Genomic DNA, 19,674 nt, shown 5'->3' with positions numbered 1-19,674 from the left:
GCCTGACCAGCGTCAAAAACTGCCGCAGTGCCCCCTCCAACCGATCCGCATCCGCAACGGCTTCGATCATATGGAACGTTATATGTCCGGACCAGAGATGGGTACATTGAAGTCGGAATTCAGTTACCGACACAGCGTCAGAGCGCACCTCACGCTGCATAGTCGATCCTCGCATCGAGGGCCGAAAAAATGTTCGCAACATCAGACAGGAGGTCGTCGAGGCGTGCAGCCAGACGCGATGGCGCGACGTTGTAATCCTTGAAATCGACATCCGATGCGTAGACCGCGGTGGGAAGTGTCTGCGCGCTAAAGAACCCGAAGAGGGGGCGGAGCTGGTGCTCAACCACCAACGCATGCCGGTCGCCACCACCGGTCGCAGTCAGGATTATCGGTTTGCCCTTGAGTTCGTGCGGATCGATCAAATCGAACAAATGCTTGAACAATCCGGGATAGGAGCCCTTATATGTCGGGGACCCAACGATAAGGACATCGGCCGAAACGACGGCATCGACAATCCTTCTTGCCTGTTCGTCCAGGTCCTTGCGCCAAAGCGCACGTCCAAGTGACGGTCCGACATCGGTGAGATCATAGAGTTCGGTCTCGACCGCGTGGCGTTCACCGATCAACGATGCGATATGCTCCGCGAGAACGTAGGTTTTTGATGGGCGATTGAAGCTGCCAATGATGCCAACGAGCTGGGGTATGGACATGGGATCCTCCGAATTGCCAAATAATTCTCCATATTTTTTATGGATTAAAGAAACTCCACACTCTTTCTTGTGCGCTTCGCGAAAAAGTTCACTCGCGCCGCTTGTTCCACGGTGAGCGTCCGGCGAGCGTATTCTTTGGCTTAAATCGAAGCAGGATTTAGTGGATCAGCACTCTGGCTCGTCTGCCATTACCAGCGGGCCTAAATCCCCGCTGTCCTAACCGTGCCCGTCCACTTCGAGTTCCGGGGGCGTCATCCGACACTCCAAGATCGCCCGTCCCAGATTACGGCGGCTAAGGTTTCGTTCCTCATTGTGCGACACAGTTAGTCGTCCCTCGCGACTACAACAGCGCATACTGCGTCGATACCAATAACCTGCTGAACAGGGGAACTTACGTGCGTAACAATCTCGCCATCAATAGCGGGTGTCCGGCCAAGGGTCCGCCGGCGCCAGTCTATGCTGCACGCGTTGCAGTTTTCCGCACGGTTAGATCTACCATCGAGCAACCTCTTACCTGTGGATGGGAATGCGCTTGCCCTTTCATTTGATAAAGAGCCTATTTTCAACTTAAGCGTGCATCAATCAGCAAGGGAGACACGTCATGACCAGTGAACCAATCCGTAATTCCCACACGGACCATCTTCTCACACCGGAAAATTCCGCATTTGTCATCATCGACTACCAACCAATCCAGGTCTCATCGATCCGTTCGATGCCGCGCGAGGAACTGGTCTTCAACATCGTGAGCACGGCTAGGGCCGCAGTCAATTACAACCTCCCGATCATACACTCGACCGTTAACGTCAAATCTGGACGCAACAAGCCGCCAATTCAGGAACTCCAGGAGGTAATAGGTCACCTGCCGACTTACGACCGGACCTCGATTAACAGCTGGGAGGACACTGAGTTTAAGCAAGCTGTCAAGGCGATCGGTCGTCGCAAGCTCATCATGACGGCGCTCTGGACAGAAGCGTGCCTAACCTTTCCCGCACTAGATGCGCTTCAAGAAGGTTATGAGGTCTATGTTCCGGTAGATGCAGTCGGCGGCACTTCGCTCGCCGCGCACGAGGCCGCGCTGCGTCGCGTCGAACAGGCGGGTGCTAAACTGATCAGTCGTGTTCAAATGTATTGTGAACTTCAACGTGACTGGTCGCGCGAAGCAACCGTTCCAGGCTTTATGGGAGTGTTCGACAACGCCGACGGTTTCAATCCGGAGAAAGTCAACCACTCGGCGCAAGACTGACATTTGAACATTGCACGCGGCGGCCGCAAATGCTGTCGCCGCACTTTCCAAAGAAATCGGGTGAGGACATTTGGAGCCGCAGCATTACAGAACTGGGTCGTTCTCCAAGGACGAACGCCTCAGCGCTTACGACAGCTTCCCAGCCTGAGAAGAACCAATCATTGTCTTTACGGAGGACGGGACATCTTCGGCACATTTTGCGCAACGAGATGGGCGACGCGCCACCCAAGCCTGGCACCAAGGTTAAGGGCTCGGATCGTAAACGCCGCGGTCCTCAAGGGACGCATAGTTCGCATCGTTCATAAACCGGAACGAACACCCAGGGGCGCCTTCCGCCGCTTTTGACGTCGGCTGAGTAAGCCAATATCGGTTCCTTTTTCTATTATGCAATTGGTAGGTGCCAACGCGAGTGAGGCTTCGCAGACTCATCGCTTGCGGGTAGCCCTCAAATGGTCGATCATCGCTCTAAATGCGGGGGCTGTCCTCGCTCTGTCTGGGTAATAGAGACTGAAGCCGGGTAAGGTCGGGAGCCAATCCGTGAGCACCGGCACCAACTTCCCTGAAGCAATGTCGTTGTGAACTTGCGACTCGAACAGATAAGCCAATCCGAGACCGTCGAGCGCCGCGGCGCGGATCGCCGCGCCGTCATTAAACACCAATCCTCCGTCATTCCCGTACTCAACGTTCTTTTTGCCCTTCGCCAACGTCCATCGATAGAGTCTGTTCGAGCTGACAAATCGGTAACCAATGCAGGCGTGATCTGCGAGGTCGTCGGGTTTGGTCGGAAGTCCTCGTTTTTCGAGATAGGCGGGTGAGGCAACAATCAATACTGCGGTGGACTGTGTCAGGGGTACCGCAACCATATCTTTTTCAACGAGTGTGTTAAATCTTATACCCCCATCAAAACCTTCGGAGATTATATCATTCAGACCTTCGTCGATCGAGACTTCGACCCTGACGTTCGGGAACATGTCCTTGAAGGATTTCAAGGCCGGCCCGAGTATCGTCTCAAACGCGACAGGGACCATGGTCAGGCGGACCGAACCCGAGACTGTGGCGCGCATCTCCTGAAGGCTTGCCAAACTGTCTCCGATATCTCTGAGAGCCGGCGCTAACGTGTTGAGCAGCCTCTGCCCTGCCTCGGTAGGCGAAACGTTCCGAGTGGTGCGCGCGAGGAGTGCCATGCCGATCCGTTGCTCAAGCTGACCCACTGCATAGCTGAGGGAGGATTGGGAAATCCCAAGCTCTGCCGCCGCCGTGGTGAAGCTCCGATGCCTCGCGACGGCTTCGAAGACGGCAAGGTCACGCAGGACAAGGCGATCCATTTATTCAACTCATCGATATCTTTATGCAAACTGTGCGGACTAATAGATAATCGGTTTAATCGTTACCTTCTAGTCATCACGATCTTAAACACCGAGGAAAAGATGACTTTAAAGAAACTGATATCGGCTCTCATCGCCGGGATGGCAGTGTCCGGTCCTGCTCACGCTGATGCACGGAACGTCGTACTCGTCCATGGTGCAACCATGGACGGTTCGGGGTGGCGGCAGGTCTATGACATCCTCAGGACCAAAGGTCTCTCGGTCAGTGTCGTACAGTTGCCGCATACCAGTCTCGCCGACGACATAGCGGCGACCCGTTTGATTCTGAAGCAGCAGAACGGTCCAACGGTTCTCGTTGGTCACAGCTATGGTGGCGCGGTCATTACCGAGGCGGGTGACGAGAATAATGTGAAGGCGATGGTCTACGTCGCCGCACTTCAACCAGACGCAGGTGAAAATCTCACCGAGCTTTCCCAACGCTTTCCAATGAAGATCGACATGAAGATGTTGGACGGCCAGAGCTTCGTTCCCTCTCCCGATACTTACCATGACAATATCGGTGCGGACCTTCCAGACGACGTCACCGCCTTCATGTCAGCATCGGCAAAGCCCATGTCGCTTGAGCCCTACCAGACGCGAATTCAGCATGCCGCTTGGCGTGTGAAGCCTACGTTTGGCATTGTGACGACCGAAGATAAAGTGATCCCGCCTGCCCTGTTGCGTTGGATGTACAAGCGCGCCAATACAGGCACTACCGATATCATGTCGAGCCACATGGTCTACATGTCTCATGCCAAAGAGACTGCAGACGTCATCCTCAAAGCTGTGGCTTCAGTAGATTGAGGAGCGGAGTCGAAAGTCACCCGCTCACGGTATCATGCCTGCGTCGGAGCGACATCGCATTGCCGTTCGAGCTTCCCGGCTGTTCGTATCGGCTGATTCTTTGTCGTTCCCACCGTCGACGGCTCGAACCTGCTTTCCATGCCAGCAAAGGTTGCGAACAAGTTCGTCACGACACGCGCTTGATCAATCGGCTCGCTGCCCTTAGAAACTTCCTGTGGGGCCTGTAGCTCAATGGTTAGAGCCGTCGGCTCATAACCGATTGGTTGCAGGTTCGAGTCCTGCCGGGCCCACCATTACCACTACGCCGATCGCCAAACGGCCATCCTCAACTGGGCTGCGGCAAATCCGGAGTTCAAGAAAAAACTTGATTGATGCAGTAGCGATTAACTCGCGAGTGGCCTAGGCCTGCTCGGTGCCCATATGTTTCAGGAATAGCCCGCGCAGACCGGTGCGCCATACGAGGCCGGAGGTAACATGAGAATCTTGCTCGTTGAGGATGAGGCGGAGTTCGCCAAAGCTTTGCGCGGCGCGCTCAATCGCAACCGTTTTGTAGTGGATTGGGTCGATAGCGTTTCTCTCGCCAGGGAAGCTTCAAAGTCAGGCGTGCACGAACTCGTCTTGCTTGATCGCACGCTTCCCGACGGAGACGGCCTCAACCTGATTTCACAGTTTCGAGTCGACACTCCGGGCGTGCCGATCATTGTGTTGAGTGCACGCGGAGAACTGTCTGACCGAGTAGCCGGACTCGACGACGGCGCCGACGACTACTTGGTGAAGCCTTTTGACCTTCAAGAAATGCTCGCTCGCATTCGTGCGGTGCAGCGCCGCCCAAGTGTGCTTGCACCGGACGAGATCAACATCGGTGATCTCGTTTTCGACATGGCGTTCGGCGAAGCACGGGTGCGAGAAACGCGGTTGAAACTACAGAGGCGTGAAGTGAGAGTGCTTACCGCACTGCTACGTCGGCGTGAGCGCGTTGTCCTGCGCGAGTCTCTTGAGGAAGCTGTCTATGGCTTCGACGACGCGATTGAGTCAAATACACTCGACTCTCACATTTCACGGCTCCGCCGAAAATTGAGCGATGTCGGCGCCGGCGTCGAGATCCGTAACGTCAGAGGAGTGGGCTATTTGCTCAGAGCCGCGGAGTGATGGGAAGTCAGCCATCACTGAAGGCGCGCCTCATTTTTCGGCAACTTATCCTGCAGTTTCTTACGATCGCTGCAGCGGCCTCCGGCCTCATTGTCTTTTTCGTCAACTCGACTCTCGACGGTATGTACGCCGATGAGGCGGTCGCGAAGGTCGCAGCGAATGCCATCGTCCACGACGGACACGGAAAGGTCCAAGTGGAAGTCACACCCGAACTTGCGAAAATTCGACAGGAATCACCGGACCTCTGGTTCGCGGCACGGCTTAGCGACGGCAGCGTGATTACTTTCGGCCAAGTTCCGGGGGAGTTCGCTCCCCTCGTCCCCCACCTCCACAAACTATCTTCTGCAGACATGCGCGGGCAATTCGCCCCATTTACCCTTTCCGCTGTTGTGAGACAGGAAACGGGGCCCTTAGGTGATATGAACGTAATCGCACACGGCAGTGTCCAACCATTCACAGTGCTGATCACGATGGCGTCGAACATCGTGGCCGCCTCCATTTTCCTGGCCTTGGCAGTCGTCTCTGTCGTCGCGACGCCAATGATCGTCAAGCGCGCTTTGGTCGGCGTCATAACGACTGCAGAAGAAGTTGAGCATATCAACGCCGAGCGTCGCGGTTTCCAACTTTCGGAAGACGTGGTCCCGCGTGAGATTGGGCCGCTGGTTCGCGCTTTCAACGGAGCTCTCGGCCGTCTCGATGCTGGCTATGACCGCCAGCAACGTTTCATCGCTTCAGCCGCCCATGAGCTTCGGACACCGATTGCGATATTGCGCATGAAGATAGATTCTGCGAACGAAAAAGGTACACGCTCGCTTTTGCCGGATGTGTTACGCCTCGCGAACCTCTCCGAGCAACTGCTCGATCTCCATCGATTGGAAAACGGAGCGCCAACCGACCGGATCGATCTCTCAGTACTTGCACGCAACGTCGCCGCTGACCTTGCGCCGATGCTGTTCGATTCAGGAAAGGCGATTGAGGTGGTCATTGAAAGGTCTGGGACAATTTCAGGCAATGTGGGCTCGATAGAGCGCGCGCTCACAAACCTCATACAAAATGCGGTTGAACACGGGGGTGACGAGGTCATCGTGCGGATCGATGGCGCCTCTCTGGAAGTTGAGGATAATGGCTATGGCATCCCAGAAGAAGAGCGCGATCGGATATTCGAGCCATTTTACCGACTGCGGCCGCGCGCTGGCGGCGCTGGCCTAGGTCTCAATCTGGTCAGACAGATCGTAGAGCATCATGGCGGCCTCATTAAGATCGCGACGGGATCAGGCGGGGGAGCGATCGTCCGGGTAGAGTTTACCGCGGTTCGATAAGCGTGATCCAGCCAATGTGGGCGCAATGTTGCCCTGCGCATTTATCCGCATGGCGCCAGGCTGCCGGCTCCACAGCCGCAGTATGCCTTATAGCTCAACGTTTGTTTTGCAGCGCACTACTGCCGTAGGCGCTGTTCATCTAAGGGGTCATCATCACAGCCGCTCCAGGGAACGACTCGGTCGGTATGGTCCAGACCGGAAAAAGCGGCTTGTTGGAAGATACCGGATTGTTAGCTGTCCGAACTTAGACAATGTTGCCGCAACCCTCCCCTGATTTATGGCTCGGATTGGTCATACGGTCGTGCGGGCGGCGATGGAACTTGCCCGCGCGCCACTAGACCGTCAACGCTCAACCAACAACGGAGATCAATCCAATGCTGAAATACCCTCCCGTGGGACAAGATCGTCTAGCCATCTCGATATTGTCAATGGCTCTGCTGGGCATTACCCTATCAGGGTGCGTTTCCGGCGAGGAGCGGCAATACATACGTTCCCAGCGAGACGCGAACACCTGCCAAAGCTTTGGAGCACCCTACGGCTCGTCTGCTTATAGCAACTGCATGCTCGAACAACAGCGCCGACAGGACGTCCGGCAGCTGGAGTCGCTGGAACGGACCCGATTGACCATGGACATTGCCAGAGACGCCCAGGTTATGGCCGATCAAGCGCGCAGGGAGCGTTGCATGCGGGACCCTGATCGGCGCGAGTGCCGTCGGTAAAGTCGATCTCTGGCTGCATGTCACTGGACACGCCGAGTGTGTGCTCGCCTATCCGCCAACGTCGCCGTCCAGGCCGTCGGCGGATCATGGTTTATGAAGGTGAGTGAAAGCGATTAAAACGTCGTTGCCAAGCATGAAAAGCTTGCACCGGCGACCGGCCTCAGAGTTGAGGCGGACCTTATCGTGATGCGCATTCCCATTTTTCAGAATTTAGGCAGGCGTCTGGGCGCAGGTACCAACCCTGGCGGCGGGCGGCCTGCTGACAGCCGCAGGGATATTCGTTGCAACAAACCTTATAAGTGTTTGAATTGACGATGATTCTTCCTCGGTGCGATGCTCAAGGCCGTTGGGGCACCACTCATCGCCGTCCCGACGATGGTTGCCATTACAGAGGATATCACCTTCCCAGAAATTCCGTGGATCGCATCGTTGGCGCACATTGTCAGAACGGTGGACAGCGCCGTCGGTATGGTGCTTGTGACCACTCTCGTCAGGGTTCGGGAACAGGTCCATTCCAATCTGCTTGGTCTGCATGTCCAGAGCGGGAACGTGGATGTGACGGCCCGTCTGAAAACGCTTGCTTCTCAATTTCGATCTCATGGCTCAGGAGGCTAAGAGGGCCTCGCTCAGGCGACCTTTCTTGACGCCGACCGGAGTACTTGCTGGTAAGTTGACGGCAGCGCCAAGCTCATATTCGCAGAGCCGATTTGTCAGCACGCGATAGAAACCGCTTCAAGCTCCAACCGGCCGACAAAAGGAACGGCGGCTTGGCGAGCGAATAGTGACCACAGTTTAGTTTCAGAATATTTGGCCTGGCTCCGGCATACGTCAGCCTTTGCATGAACCTCTCCGATAACTCTGGCAACACCACATTGTCTCTTTTCGCCGAGATCAGCTCGCGACAAACGATGCGCGTAGTTCTCCATGTTAAGTGGACCCCAGGCCCTTCTTAAATCGGCCAGCTCAATCTGAGACTATTCGCCTTGGTGATCCAAAACCATCCGCACTGCTCGGGCGCGGACTTCCGGTGAAAATTTGTTGGTTGTCTTGCTCATATCGGCTCCACTTTCTCAGAAGTTGGAGCCTCCGGCAAACCGGCGCGGTTCAGATCGAAAGATGAGCGAATGCGTCGATCAGCGGATGGCCGGCAAAACGTATCACTGACTAGCCAAGCCACAATGTGCGATCTGACTCGGCTCCTCAAACGCACGACGCCAGTCGAAGCGTTGCAGATGCTACCGCGATGAACACGAGCGAGGACCGCTAATACGGTTTCCCATTAATCAGAACCCACATGCCCAATCTCTTCGCTCGATGGACATGATGTGTTTCCAAAAGCCGGTCTCACTATGGAAATTCTTTAGTCAGGATGAATGAGGCTGCATCGGGTTAGGTTGAACAGTATGTCGAGAAAAAATTCCGAACCGTTCAAGCGCAAGAGAACATAATTCCTTACTAACCCTATAGTTTTGATTATTGTTTCGAGCGTATGGCTCGGGCGCAATGCCCCTGAGCGGAAAACTTAAATGCTTACGGCAGGAATTTTCAAATGAGTGACAGCGAGAAACCCCTCGACTTTCTCTGGTTCATCCCGTCTTCGGGAGACGGCTCCTATCTCGGGTCGGACGATCTTAGCCGCCCCCCGGATCCCGGCTATTTTAGAGAGATCGCGGTCGCTGCTGACCGGTTGGGATATTCAGGCGTCCTGATCCCCGTAGGCGCCGCGTGCGAGGAATCTTTCGTGTTGGCCGCCGACCTTGCGGCAAGGACGGAGAAGCTGAAATTTCTCGTCGCGATCCGGCCCGGCACGGCGACGCCGGCCTATTATGCACGTCTTGCCTCGACGCTGGACCGGGTCTCGAACGGCCGGCTCCTGTTGAACATCGTGGTCGGCGGCAGCAGCCAGGAGCTTGCAGGCGACGGCATCTTCTTGCCGCATGACGAGCGTTATGATCATGCTGCGGAGTTCTTCCAGGTTTTCAACGAACTTATTGAGACCGGACGATCAACGCTCGACGGAAAGTATATCGTCGCGAAGGACGCACGGCTCGGCCTGCCTCCGGTCCAAAACCCGCGACCGCCGATATACTTCGGCGGATCATCTGACGCTGCCATCGAATTCGCCGGCGGTCTCGTCGACAAGTATCTGACATGGGGCGAGCCACCGGCACAGGTTGCCGAAAAGATCGCCCATGCAAGAAGGGTCGCGGCTGCCCGCGGACGCAAGGCGACGTTTGGCATACGCCTGCACTTCATCGTGCGCGAGACCGACGAAGAAGCCTGGGAGGCCGCCGATAAGCTGATCTCCAAGCTGTCGGACGAGGCCATTGCGGCAGCTCAGGAAGTGCTGACGAAGAACTCCGACTCGGTCGGACAGGCGCGCATGGTCGCACTGCATAACGGCCGCCGAGACAAGCTGGAAGTATCTCCAAACCTTTGGGCTGGCGTCGGACTTGTCCGGTCTGGTGCCGGCACGGCGCTTGTCGGTTCGAAAAAGACGGTTGCGGCACGCCTGCGCGAATATCAGGCGCTCGGCATCGATACGGTGATCGCGTCGGGTTATCCCCACCTCGAAGAAGCATACCGCGTTTCCGAATTGCTTTTCCCTGAAATCGGCCTCTCCGAACCCCGCAATCAACTGCGCGCATCCTTCGGAGAACCCCATGTTTTCGGCGGAGGCGGCCATGGTGGAAATGTGAAGCTGAAAACGGCACGATAAGCCACCCGACACCGGGTGAACTATGTGTCGCCCATACCCCGCATGGCCGACACATAGTCGCACTCCTATGATATCAGCTTCGGTGATCGAGCCGTTCCACAAGACGGTCTCCGAACCACTGGATGCCACAAACCAGACTATCAGGATCGCTACGACGGCGATCATTATCGTCGTCTCAAAGCGCTGGTAGCCGTATCGGACGGCGGATCGTCGAGTCCACTGGCACCGATCGCGCCGGCCATGGCAGCCCTCCGATCAAGGTGACGAGCGTGACCGTCAAACCTGCGACGATACTGGGCTAAGCTTCGGGTACCAACACCTCGCGAATGCTCGTCCAGCGGCTGCCTGCCATGGCCCGCACGGCGCCGCATCCAGGCGCGAACTACAGGACGCTGTTCGATGATAGGAACCTGCTACGGGCATCCTGCAAACACTGCGTGCCGTGCAGGTGCAAACAGGTGCAGCTAGTCACGAACGATCCGTTGATCACTGATCTGTCGCATCCGCGACCCATGGCATCCTTGATCGATTGAGCTGAGGTTCTGAAATCGAGCTACAAGAGGTCGAGTTTGGATCGTGAATACTATTTCGACCCTTGGACTGCGCCGCCTCATTTTGACGCGACATCTCTCAGAAGTTCGTAAATTTTCTCAGCAACAAATACAGCGTGCGACGTCACCTGTGGCAGCCCCATGAGTTCCCCGAAGGTACCGCGTGCGAGGGGGCCAGCGATCAGTACGTTGGTGAGGCTACTTCCGTCCCGATCGATAGGATGGCTCTCGGCATCGACTTCGATACCCAGACCCACGGCGTCGGCTTGCAGAAATCCGGACACTTCTAGAGCTGCGAGAAACGTTTGGCTCGACAGGACTGCATCATGTCCTGGCCCGGTCGTCAAAATGACGGCATCGAAGGCGTGCCTTGTTTCGCCATGCCCGTGACGATGGCGAAGCGTCACTAAAATCGTGCCATCATCGGTAAGAGCCGCTGCGACGACGGATGCAGCGGAAAATGACAGACTTGCGGATGCGAGCCGGTGCCTAATCACGTCCTCGAGTTGTGGCGCTATTCGAAAGCGATGAACATCCCAGTACGGCCGCAGATATCGAACCAGGCGCCGGCGTTGCTGGATCGACAAGGCGCGCCAGATTTCGCGTCCTTGGGCACGCAGACCGTCAAAAACGGCATGCCACGATATACCTTCGGCCGACGCCTGTTGAATAGTTCGCCTTACCCGCCGTAACAAGTGAACGACGGTCAAGCTGGGCGGGTTGATGAAGTCGCCGTATGGTTCCACTGGCAGGACAGGGTGGCCACGGGAACGCAGTCCCCGCCGCGAGATTGTGGTGATGACGCCCCTGTGGCCATTGGCATCGAGCGAGGCAATGACGTCGGCGGCTGTCAGTCCGGCGCCGACCAACAAGACGCGATCGTCGCGACGAATGACCGCAAGCGCACCGGACTCCATTGCATCCGGCACATAACGGGGATGGCCGCGCAAGACACGATCGATCGCGGCTAGCGCGCGCGGCTTCGGATGCGTTGTTGCGATCACGAGAATGTCTGCGACGAGACGTGCGCCGCCCTCCGCCTGGACCCGCCACCGGCCATCCGATGCCTCGACCAGCGACACACGCGCCCTGATATGCTCGACCGCGCCGCTCTCGACAAGCGGCGCAAGCTGCTCAGCAACATATCGTCCGAAGACGCGGCGCTGTGCGAATATTCGGCCGTCCTTCGTAATGGACTCCGGATCCCCATCGTCTTCCCTGCGCGAGTGAAGCCAGCGCTGGAAGTGTTCGGCGTCGTCAGGAATGAATGTCATCCTTGCGGCGGGGACATTGATGCGATGCACGGGATCGTCGGTATCGTAGGCGAGGCCCCTGCCGAGATCGGATCGTGGTTCGAAAACTGCGATCCGCGCAGTGCCCGCGCCCAGTTTTCCTACAAGATGATACGCAACCGCCGCTCCGGTGAACCCGCCGCCGATGATCGCAACCACGGGTCTCCCGTCGCGCTTGGGCATGCCGACGCCGATCACGAGGCAAGACCGATTCGCCACTGGTAGGGCGGTGGCGTTCCGTTGACAGCGAAATCGCCGACGATGCGATCCTTGTAGATGCGGGGGTTGTGCGACGAAAGCGTCCGCGCATTGCGCCAATGACGGTCGAGGCCGAGCGGCTTGCGCGTCGACGAGGCACCGAGCGCATCAAAGGCGATGGTAGAGGCTTCGAGGATAAGATCGGTCACGACGGTCAGCGCCTGCGAGGTTTCGAGTTCGGCAATGGCATTGGCCTGTTCTTCAGCGGCGGCATCACCAGCGAAGTGGGCACGGTAGGCGCGTTCGATCGAGCGGGCGACCTGCAGCACGATGGCAGAGGCGGTGTATGCACTGCTGCGGATACGGCCGACGACTTGCAGGACCTGCGGGTCCTGGCTGGAGCGCGGGCCGGCGGCATTGGTGTAATTGCGGACGCGCTTGGCGACTGCGCTCGCGACCTCTTCGGACAGTACGCGCCCGATGCCTGCTAGGGTGGCAAGATGCACAACCTGATAGAAGGCCGCACCGTAGCGGAACTGGTTCTCGTCAGCCACGATGTCGGCCGGATCGACAGTCGCACCGACGAAACGCGTCGTGCCGCTTGCTGTCAATATCTGTCCGAAGCCGTCCCAGTCGTCGACGACCTCGACACCGGGATCGTCACGGCGCACCTGGACCGCGCTGCCGACGCCGTCGAGGCCGGTCACGCCGACATTGATCCAGTCGGCGAAGAGAGAGCCGGTCGTGTAGAATTTCTGCCCGTCGATGACATGCTTGCCATCGGCCTGCGAAATCTTCGTGGAAAAGCCGCTTTGCTGCGCATTACCAATCTCCGTCCAGGCATTGCCGGCGATTTCGCCACGCGAAAGTCGCTCCGTCCAGCGGGCGCGATCCGGACCTGCCGCCTTGTTGACGACATCCTCGACGAAGCCGAAATGGCCGCGCAGCGCCTGAGTGATGTTGGAGTCTGCAGCCGAAAGTTCGATCAGGAGGTTAAACAGTTCGGGCAGGGTCGCACCAAAACCGCCCTCGGCTTCTGGCACGCGCAAAGCACCGAAGCGCGCAGCCTTCAACCGAACGATCTCGGCATCGGGCAGTTTCCGGTTAAGCTCCCGGTCCAGCGCTCCGGCAGCGATTTCGACAAAGAGCGGGCGGAAGTTTTGCGCGAGGGTTTCGTAGCGTTCGGAAGGGCCTTCGCCCCAGCCAAGGTCGATCTGCGTCATGCGAATATGGTTCCTGTTTGATGGATGGAGGCGCGCGTCAGGCCGCGTCGCCGAGATAGAGACGGTGGAGATCGTCACGCCGCGCGAGGTCTTCCGCCGTGCCGCTCAACACGACACGGCCGCCTTCAAGGATGTAGGCGCGTGACGCGTGTTTCAGCGAAAGCGCAGCGTTCTGCTCGGCAAGCAGGAAGGCCGTGCCACGCTCCCTGTTGAGCTGGACGATGATCTGGAAGATTTCCTGCACGATGCGCGGTGCCAGTCCCATCGATGGTTCATCGAGCAGAACGAGACGCGGGCGCGTCAGCAGTGCCCGACCGATGGCGAGCATCTGCTGCTCGCCACCGGAGGTGAAGCCAGCTTGTGTGCGCCGCTTCTCCTTCAGCCGGGGGAACCATTCGTAGACATCGTCGAGCTGTTCCTGCAGCGCGCGACGACCGGGACGGCGAAGGAATGCGCCTGCCTGCAGGTTTTCCTCGACCGTAAGATGAGGAAAGACATGCCGCCCTTCCAGAACATGGACGATGCCGCGCTTTGCCAGTTTGTTTGCCGGCAGACCGAGAATGTCTTCGCCATCGAAACGGATATGGCCGCGGCGTACACCTGCGCGATCCGCTGATGCAAGCCCGGAGATGGCTTTCAGTACCGTGCTCTTGCCAGCGCCGTTTGCCCCGAGGAGCGCCACGATCTCCCTTGCCCCCACCGTCAGCGAGACGTCGGAGACGGCGAGGATCGCACCGCCATAGACGACCTCGATTCCAGATACATCGAGCTGCGGATTGTCCGCCTTGTCGGCCTGTGTCCCATGCGCCAGCGTCGTCATCGTTTCATCTCCGTTGAAATCCGGGGCGACGGAGAGCCGCCCCGGATTTGTTCACCTGTCAGTTCGTGCCGACGTCGCGTGGGGTGATGCCGTGTTCCTTGGCATAGGCCTCGGACTTGGCGTCGATCAGCGGCCGCAGCGCCTCGCGATCGGCCTGCACCCAATCACTGACGAGGTTCCAGCCGGCACCATCCCACTGTTGCACACGCACGGCACCGCCGCCTTCATGGTCGGCCGGCGTCAGTTGCAGGTTCTGGACAAGACCGAGGAAGCCCGCCTTTTCCAGCGCCGGATTATCCAGCTTCAGGTGCTCCAGCGCCCATTGCCCTTCTTCGCCGGTTATCGGCCGGTTGCCAAATTTCGCCTGTGCCTGCCGCACGACCTCCACCGAGATGAGCGCGTTCACCAGACCGGAATTGTAGTAGACGCTGCCGAAGGCCTTCGGATCGCGAAGGTCGGACTTGCCGGCATCGACAATGTGCTGCTTCAGGCGCTTGTGGATTTCGAACTCGGTGCCTGCCGGATACGGCGTGAGCGCCAGATAACCTTTGGCCGCATCGCCCGCCGGAATCACGTCTTCTTCTGACGACGCCCAGACATCGCCGATGATGCGGTCGGCCGGGAAGCCGAAGCGCTGCGCGCTCTTCACCGCAACCGGCGTCGAGACACCCCAGGTCCTGAGAAACACCCAGTCCGGCTTCTGCTCACGCACATGCCGCCATTGCGCCGACTGTTCGCTGCCCGGATCGGGAACCGGGATCTGGATATTCTCGAACCCGTATTTTTCCGCGAACAGAGCCAGCGGATCGAGTGTCTCGCGGCCATAGGCACTGTCATGGTAGACAGTCGCGATCTTTTTGCCCTTCAGCTTGTCGAGCCCGCCTTCCCGCTCGGCGATGTAGTTCACCAGCGCGGAAGCCTCGCTGTAAAAGGTCACCATGACCGGGAAGATATAGGGGAAGACGCGGCCGTCAGTGGCTTCCGTTCGACCATAGGCCATCGTCACGAGCGGTAGCTTGTCCTGCGCCGCGCGATCCGACAGCGCGTAGGCCGCCGGTGCGCCGTTCGGGAAATAGGATGCGACCGGCGCGCCGTTCAGGCCGCGCTTGAACCGCTCGTAGCACTCGATGCCCTTCTCGGCCATCCATTCCGTCTCGCATTCCTGCCAGACGATCGGCACGCCGTTGATGCCGCCTTCGACCTCGTTGATGTAGCGGTAATAGTCGATGATGCCCGCCCAGATCGACGTGCCGGACGCAGCATAGGGGCCAACGCGGTAGCTGGCGATCGGGAAGAACTGCTTGTTGCTGTCCGGCCCCGGCGTCGTATCGACGGCATGGGCGGTGTCGGCAAGTAACGCCAGCGATGCGGCGGCGATCAGGGTGCGTGTAATCTTCTTCAACATGATAAGCCTCGGTGTCGTCGATCAGTTGGTTTCGGTCTCGGGCGTGCGCGGCGTGATGCCGTGCTCCTTGGCGTAGGCCGCGGCGCCTTCCTTGATCAGCGGATTTAGGAGTTCGTGGTCCGCCTTGATCCAGTCGGTCTGCAGCACCCACTTCTCGCCGTCCCAGCTCTGGATACGGGCAGCGCCGCCGCCTTCGTGGTCCGTCGCAGTGATGGCGATCGGCTGCAGCAGGCCCTTGAAGCCGATTTCCTCGAGCCGCTTGTCGTCGATCGTCAGGTGTTCGAGGGCCCAGCGGCCTTCCTCGCCGTTCAACGGCCGGGCGCCGAAATGCTGGTAGCCGGTGCGCAGCGCCTCGACGGCGAGCGCGGCATTGACCAGGCCGATATTGTAGTTGACGGCGCCGAAGAGTTTCGGGTCGCGCAGGTCCGACTTGCCCTTGTCGAGGATTTCGGCCTTCAACTTGTTGTGGATTTCGAAATCCGTGCCGCCCGGATAGGGCGCGAGCGCCGAGTAGCCGACGGCAGCCGCGCCCGCCGGAATGGCGTCGGATTCGGAGCCGGCCCAGACGTCGCCAATGATGTGGTCGGCCGGAAAGCCGAAGCGCTGTGCGGTCTTCAGCGCGACGACGGTCGAAACGCCCCAGGTGCGCAGGAAGACCCAGTCCGGCTTCTGCTCGCGGATCTGGCGCCATTGCGGCGACTGCTCGTTACCAGGATCGGCGACCGGGATCTGGATGTTCTCGAAGCCGTATTTTTTCGCGAGAACCTCGACGGCGGGCTGGCTGGCGCGGCCATAGGCGCTGTCGTGATAGACGGTCGCGATCTTCAGGCCCTTGAGCTTGTCGTGCCCGCCGACTTTGGAGGCGACGTAGTTGATGCCCGTCGATGCCTGGCTATAGTAGCTGAAGAGCAGCGGGAAGGCATAGGGGAAGACCGTGCCGTCGACCGTCTCCGTCTTGCCGCCGGCCGGGTCGATCAGCGGGATATTGTCGGCAGCCGCCTTTTCTAGCAGCGCATAGGTCGCAGGCGTGCCGTGGGTGAAGAAGAAGGCGAGCGGCGAACCGTTCTTGCCGGCCTTGACGCGCTCGTAGACCTCGACGGTGCGGTCCGGGCTCCATTCCGTCTCGAACTCTTCGTAGTCGAGTTTCACACCCTCGACGCCGCCTTCGACCTCATTGATGTAGCGGAAGTAATCACGTTCGCCAGCCCACCAGAGTTCGCCGGAGGAGGCATAGGCGCCGACGCGGTAGGTCGGCAGCGGGATGTACTGGCTGACATCGGCCGCGAAGGCGGATACCGCGTGGGAAATGACGGTGCCGGCGAGAAGGCCGGCGACGAGCAGGCGTTTCATGGTTTCAGGCTCCAGGGTTCAGATGATTGGAAATGTCAGGACGGGAAAAGGCGACGGCTGGCCGTGCGCCGGATGGCGAGAAGGCGCGACAGTCCTTCCGGTTCGCGGATCAGGAACCAGATGATGAGGATGCCGAAGATGGCTTTCTGGATGTTCTGCAGCAGGCCGGCGTCGACCTGGCCGCTGAAGAGATATTGAAACAGCCAGTCCAGCGCGAGCGGCAGCAGGCTGACGAAGGCAGCCCCCAGATAGGCGCCGCGGATCGTACCGAGCCCGCCGATGATGATGATGAAGAGTATCTGGTAGGACCGGTGCAGGCCGAAGCTCTGCACGCTAGCCGAACCGAGATAGGCGAAGGCCCACAATGCGCCGGCGATGCCGAGGATGAAGCTGGAGACCGCAAAGGCCTGCAGCTTGGCGCGCAGCACCGGGACACCGATCACAGCCGCCGCCGTGTCCATGTCGCGGATCGCCATCCAGTTGCGGCCAGTCTGGCTGCGGATGAGGTTGAACGACAGGAAAGTCAGGAGCGCGACGATGCCGAGCGTCAAGTAATAACGTCCATGCGGACCATTGGCATCGAGACCGAAGACGGACAGACCACGCGACAGCGCGATCGTCGCCGACGAGTTGCCGTTGTAGAACCACGGAAACTTGAGGAACAGCCACTCGAAGAAGAACTGCGCGGCGAGTGTGCTGACGATCAGGTAGAAGCCCTTGATGCGGGTCGATGGCAGCCCGAAGATGAGGCCGACGGCACCGGCGATGAGGCCGGCAACGATCAGAGCCAGCAGCAGCGGCAGTTCTGGCACGCGCAGTTGCAGCGCGAAGGTGGCGTAGGCACCGACCATCATGAAGGCGCCGGCACCGAGGGAAAGCTGCCCCGCATAGCCCGTCACAAGATTGAGACCGAGGCCTGCGAGCGACAGGATCAGGAACGGCACGATGATCGCGTTGATCCAGTATTCGGAAGCGAGGAAGGGTGCAGCAAGCACAAGGGCGGCGACGGCGACCAGCCCGACAGCCCTCAGGCCGACCCGATCGACAGGTTCGGCGGTCGCCCGCAGATCGAGTTCAGCCATGGATCAGACCCTTTCGATGGAGCGTTCGCCGAAGAGGCCGGCCGGACGGATGAAGAGGAAGAGGAGCGCCAGCGCATAGGCGAACCACGGCGTTATGCCGCCGCCGAGGAAGGGGCCGACATAGGTTTCCGCGAGGCTCTCGCCGGCACCGACGATCACCCCCCCGACGATCGCGCCGGCAATCGAGGTGAAGCCGCCGATGATGAGGACGGGCAGGGCCTTGAGGACGACCAGCGACAGCGAGAACTGCACGCCCTGCCGCGCGCCCCAGAGCAGGCCGGCGACGAGGCCGACGAGACCCGCCACGCTCCAGACGATCTGCCAGATGCGGTTGATGTCGATACCGAGGGAAAGCGCAGCCCGGGTATCGTCCGCCACGCCGCGCAACTGGATGCCGATGCGCGTCTTGTTGAATAGCAGCGAGAGGACCACGACCAAAGCCAGCGCCACGCCGGCGGTGACAAGATCGAACTGGCTGATCAGGATATCGCCGAGAAAGATCGGCAGGTCCTCGACGCCGAGGTTCAGCGCCCTGACCTGCGATCCCATGATGCCCTGCGCCACGCCCTCGACCACATAGGACAGGCCGAGTGTCGCCATGAAGAGCGTCATTGGGCTGCGGTTGGTCAGCGGCCGCAGGAGCAGCTTCTCGATGGCGATCGCCGTGGCGATCAGAAGCGCGATGGTGATCGCGATGGCGCCATAGGCAGGCACGCCGTTTTCGGTCAGCGTGACGAAGGTCAGCGCCCCGAAGAGAAGGATCGAGCCCTGCGCATAGTTGAAGACGCCGGACGCCTTGTAGATCAGCACGAAGCCGATCGCGACGAGCGAGTACATCGTGCCCGCCAGCAGGCCGCCGATCAGCGTTTCGAGGAACGTGCTCATGCCACCTCCGCATGTTCGGAGCCGACATAGGCGGCGATGACATCCGGGTTGTCGCGGATGGTCTCCGGCGGACCGTCGGCCAATTTTCGCCCGTAATCGAGCACGACGACCTGATGGGCGACCTTCAGGACGATGCCGACATCGTGCTCGATCAGCACGATCGTCAGCTTCAACTCGGCGTTCAGCCGCTGGATGACGGCGGCGATTTCCTGCTTCTCACCGGCATTCATGCCGGCCAGCGGTTCGTCGAGCAGCAGCAGCTTCGGCTCGCCGACGATGGCGCGCGCCATCTCGACCTTCTTCTGCACGCCGTAAGGCAAGGTTCCGACAGGCGTATCCGCGTGCTTCTCGAGATCGAAGAGATGCAGCACGCCGCGCGCGCGCTCACGCAAATGGCGCTCTTCGCTGAGCGCGCGTGGCAGACGGAACATCTCCTCGACCAGCGTTACGCGTGAATGGCGCGACAGGCCGGTGATGACGTTGTCGATGACGCTCATGCCGGAGAACAGCGCGTTGTTCTGGAAGCCGCGGCCGATGCCGCGCCGTGCCGCCTCGATCGGCTGCATGCGCTGAAAACGCTCCCCCTCGAAGACGATCTCGCCGGTGTCTGGCACATAAACCCCATTGATGATGTTGAGCAGAGAACTCTTGCCGGCCCCGTTCGGGCCGATCAGCGCACAGATTTCCTGTTGCTTCACCGCGAAGGACAGGTCGGAAATCGCATTCACGCCCCGGAAGGACAAAGATACATTCCTGATCTCAAGCGCCGGCGTCGCGGATGTGCTCATCGGCCTGTTGCTCCATGGTTCCGGCAGGCAAGCCCCGCCCCTTCGCGTGACTG

At 59.3% G+C, this 19,674-nt stretch carries 15 protein-coding genes, 1 tRNA gene and 2 pseudogenes; 6 read left to right on the top strand and 12 right to left on the bottom strand.

What is annotated here, in order from left to right; translation table 11 throughout:
• Nucleotides 1–149 precede the first annotated feature (149 nt).
• Entirely contained in the window at nt 150–710 is a 561-nt protein-coding gene (msuE, locus tag C6558_RS36870; protein WP_107028679.1) for an FMN reductase, read from the bottom strand.
• A 601-nt stretch (nt 711–1,311) separates the two neighbouring features.
• Between msuE and C6558_RS36865 the strand changes: the two genes are divergently transcribed.
• A complete protein-coding gene (locus C6558_RS36865; RefSeq protein WP_107028678.1) occupies nt 1,312–1,953 on the top strand; it encodes a hydrolase in 642 nt (213 codons plus the stop codon).
• A 425-nt stretch (nt 1,954–2,378) separates the two neighbouring features.
• On the opposite strand, the gene C6558_RS36860 is transcribed toward C6558_RS36865, so the two are convergent.
• Nucleotides 2,379–3,278, bottom strand: coding sequence for a LysR family transcriptional regulator (locus tag C6558_RS36860; protein ID WP_107028677.1), 900 nt, complete (start codon nt 3,276–3,278; stop codon nt 2,379–2,381).
• Here C6558_RS36860 and C6558_RS36855 point away from each other — a divergent pair.
• The 4 genes from C6558_RS36855 (at nt 3,225) to C6558_RS36840 (ending at nt 6,589) form a co-directional block, all read left to right on the top strand.
• Nucleotides 3,225–4,121, top strand: coding sequence for an alpha/beta fold hydrolase (locus C6558_RS36855; RefSeq protein ID WP_245449331.1), 897 nt, complete (start codon nt 3,225–3,227; stop codon nt 4,119–4,121). The two genes, C6558_RS36860 and C6558_RS36855, sit on opposite strands and share 54 nt — an antisense overlap.
• 217 nt (nt 4,122–4,338) lie before the next feature.
• Nucleotides 4,339–4,414: transfer RNA gene (locus tag C6558_RS36850), tRNA-Ile, on the top strand.
• 181 nt (nt 4,415–4,595) lie between these two features.
• On the top strand, nt 4,596–5,270 hold the full coding sequence (locus tag C6558_RS36845) for a response regulator transcription factor (RefSeq protein ID WP_107028676.1): 675 nt from the start codon (nt 4,596–4,598) through the stop codon (nt 5,268–5,270).
• Complete coding sequence (locus C6558_RS36840) at nt 5,270–6,589, top strand: HAMP domain-containing sensor histidine kinase (RefSeq protein WP_107028675.1); 1,320 nt, start codon at nt 5,270–5,272, stop codon at nt 6,587–6,589. Before C6558_RS36845 ends, C6558_RS36840 begins: the two co-directional genes overlap by 1 nt.
• A 1,407-nt stretch (nt 6,590–7,996) precedes the next feature.
• Here the strand turns inward: C6558_RS36840 and C6558_RS41255 are convergent.
• Nucleotides 7,997–8,276, bottom strand: a pseudogene (locus C6558_RS41255) (dienelactone hydrolase-related enzyme); the annotation flags it as partial.
• 581 nt (nt 8,277–8,857) lie between these two features.
• On the opposite strand from C6558_RS41255, the gene ssuD reads away from it, so the two are divergent.
• Nucleotides 8,858–10,027, top strand: coding sequence for an FMNH2-dependent alkanesulfonate monooxygenase (ssuD, locus tag C6558_RS36820; protein WP_107028672.1), 1,170 nt, complete (start codon nt 8,858–8,860; stop codon nt 10,025–10,027).
• 73 nt (nt 10,028–10,100) lie between these two features.
• On the opposite strand, the pseudogene C6558_RS36815 reads toward ssuD, so the two are convergent.
• The 9 genes and pseudogenes from C6558_RS36815 to C6558_RS36775 form a co-directional block, all read right to left on the bottom strand.
• Nucleotides 10,101–10,391 (bottom strand): annotated as a pseudogene (locus tag C6558_RS36815) (ABC transporter permease subunit); the annotation flags it as partial.
• A gap of 246 nt (nt 10,392–10,637) precedes the next feature.
• Nucleotides 10,638–12,053, bottom strand: coding sequence for an FAD/NAD(P)-binding protein (locus tag C6558_RS36810; RefSeq protein WP_107028693.1), 1,416 nt, complete (start codon nt 12,051–12,053; stop codon nt 10,638–10,640).
• A gap of 11 nt (nt 12,054–12,064) precedes the next feature.
• Nucleotides 12,065–13,291 (bottom strand): monooxygenase, encoded by a 1,227-nt coding sequence (locus tag C6558_RS36805; RefSeq protein ID WP_107028671.1) that lies wholly within the window; start codon nt 13,289–13,291, stop codon nt 12,065–12,067.
• A gap of 37 nt (nt 13,292–13,328) precedes the next feature.
• A complete protein-coding gene (locus C6558_RS36800) occupies nt 13,329–14,111 on the bottom strand; it encodes an ABC transporter ATP-binding protein (protein WP_107028670.1) in 783 nt (260 codons plus the stop codon).
• Nucleotides 14,112–14,169: 58 nt separating this feature from the next.
• Complete coding sequence (locus C6558_RS36795) at nt 14,170–15,516, bottom strand: ABC transporter substrate-binding protein (protein WP_107028669.1); 1,347 nt, start codon at nt 15,514–15,516, stop codon at nt 14,170–14,172.
• Between the two features lie 21 nt (nt 15,517–15,537).
• Entirely contained in the window at nt 15,538–16,866 is a 1,329-nt protein-coding gene (locus C6558_RS36790; RefSeq protein ID WP_107028668.1) for an ABC transporter substrate-binding protein, read from the bottom strand.
• A 35-nt stretch (nt 16,867–16,901) separates the two neighbouring features.
• Nucleotides 16,902–17,948: a branched-chain amino acid ABC transporter permease gene (locus C6558_RS36785; protein WP_107028667.1), complete on the bottom strand. Its 1,047-nt coding sequence runs from the start codon at nt 17,946–17,948 to the stop codon at nt 16,902–16,904.
• 3 nt (nt 17,949–17,951) lie between these two features.
• Entirely contained in the window at nt 17,952–18,833 is an 882-nt protein-coding gene (locus C6558_RS36780) for a branched-chain amino acid ABC transporter permease (RefSeq protein ID WP_107028666.1), read from the bottom strand.
• Nucleotides 18,830–19,621: an ABC transporter ATP-binding protein gene (locus C6558_RS36775; protein WP_107028665.1), complete on the bottom strand. Its 792-nt coding sequence runs from the start codon at nt 19,619–19,621 to the stop codon at nt 18,830–18,832. Before C6558_RS36775 ends, C6558_RS36780 begins: the two co-directional genes overlap by 4 nt.
• Nucleotides 19,622–19,674: the final 53 nt, after the last annotated feature.

The sequence above is a fragment of the Ensifer sp. NM-2 genome, assembly GCF_003024455.1.
Taxonomy (GTDB): domain Bacteria; phylum Pseudomonadota; class Alphaproteobacteria; order Rhizobiales; family Rhizobiaceae; genus Ensifer; species Ensifer canadensis.
Note: the sequence above shows the minus strand (reverse complement) of the source record. Positions and strands in the feature narration are given on the sequence as shown.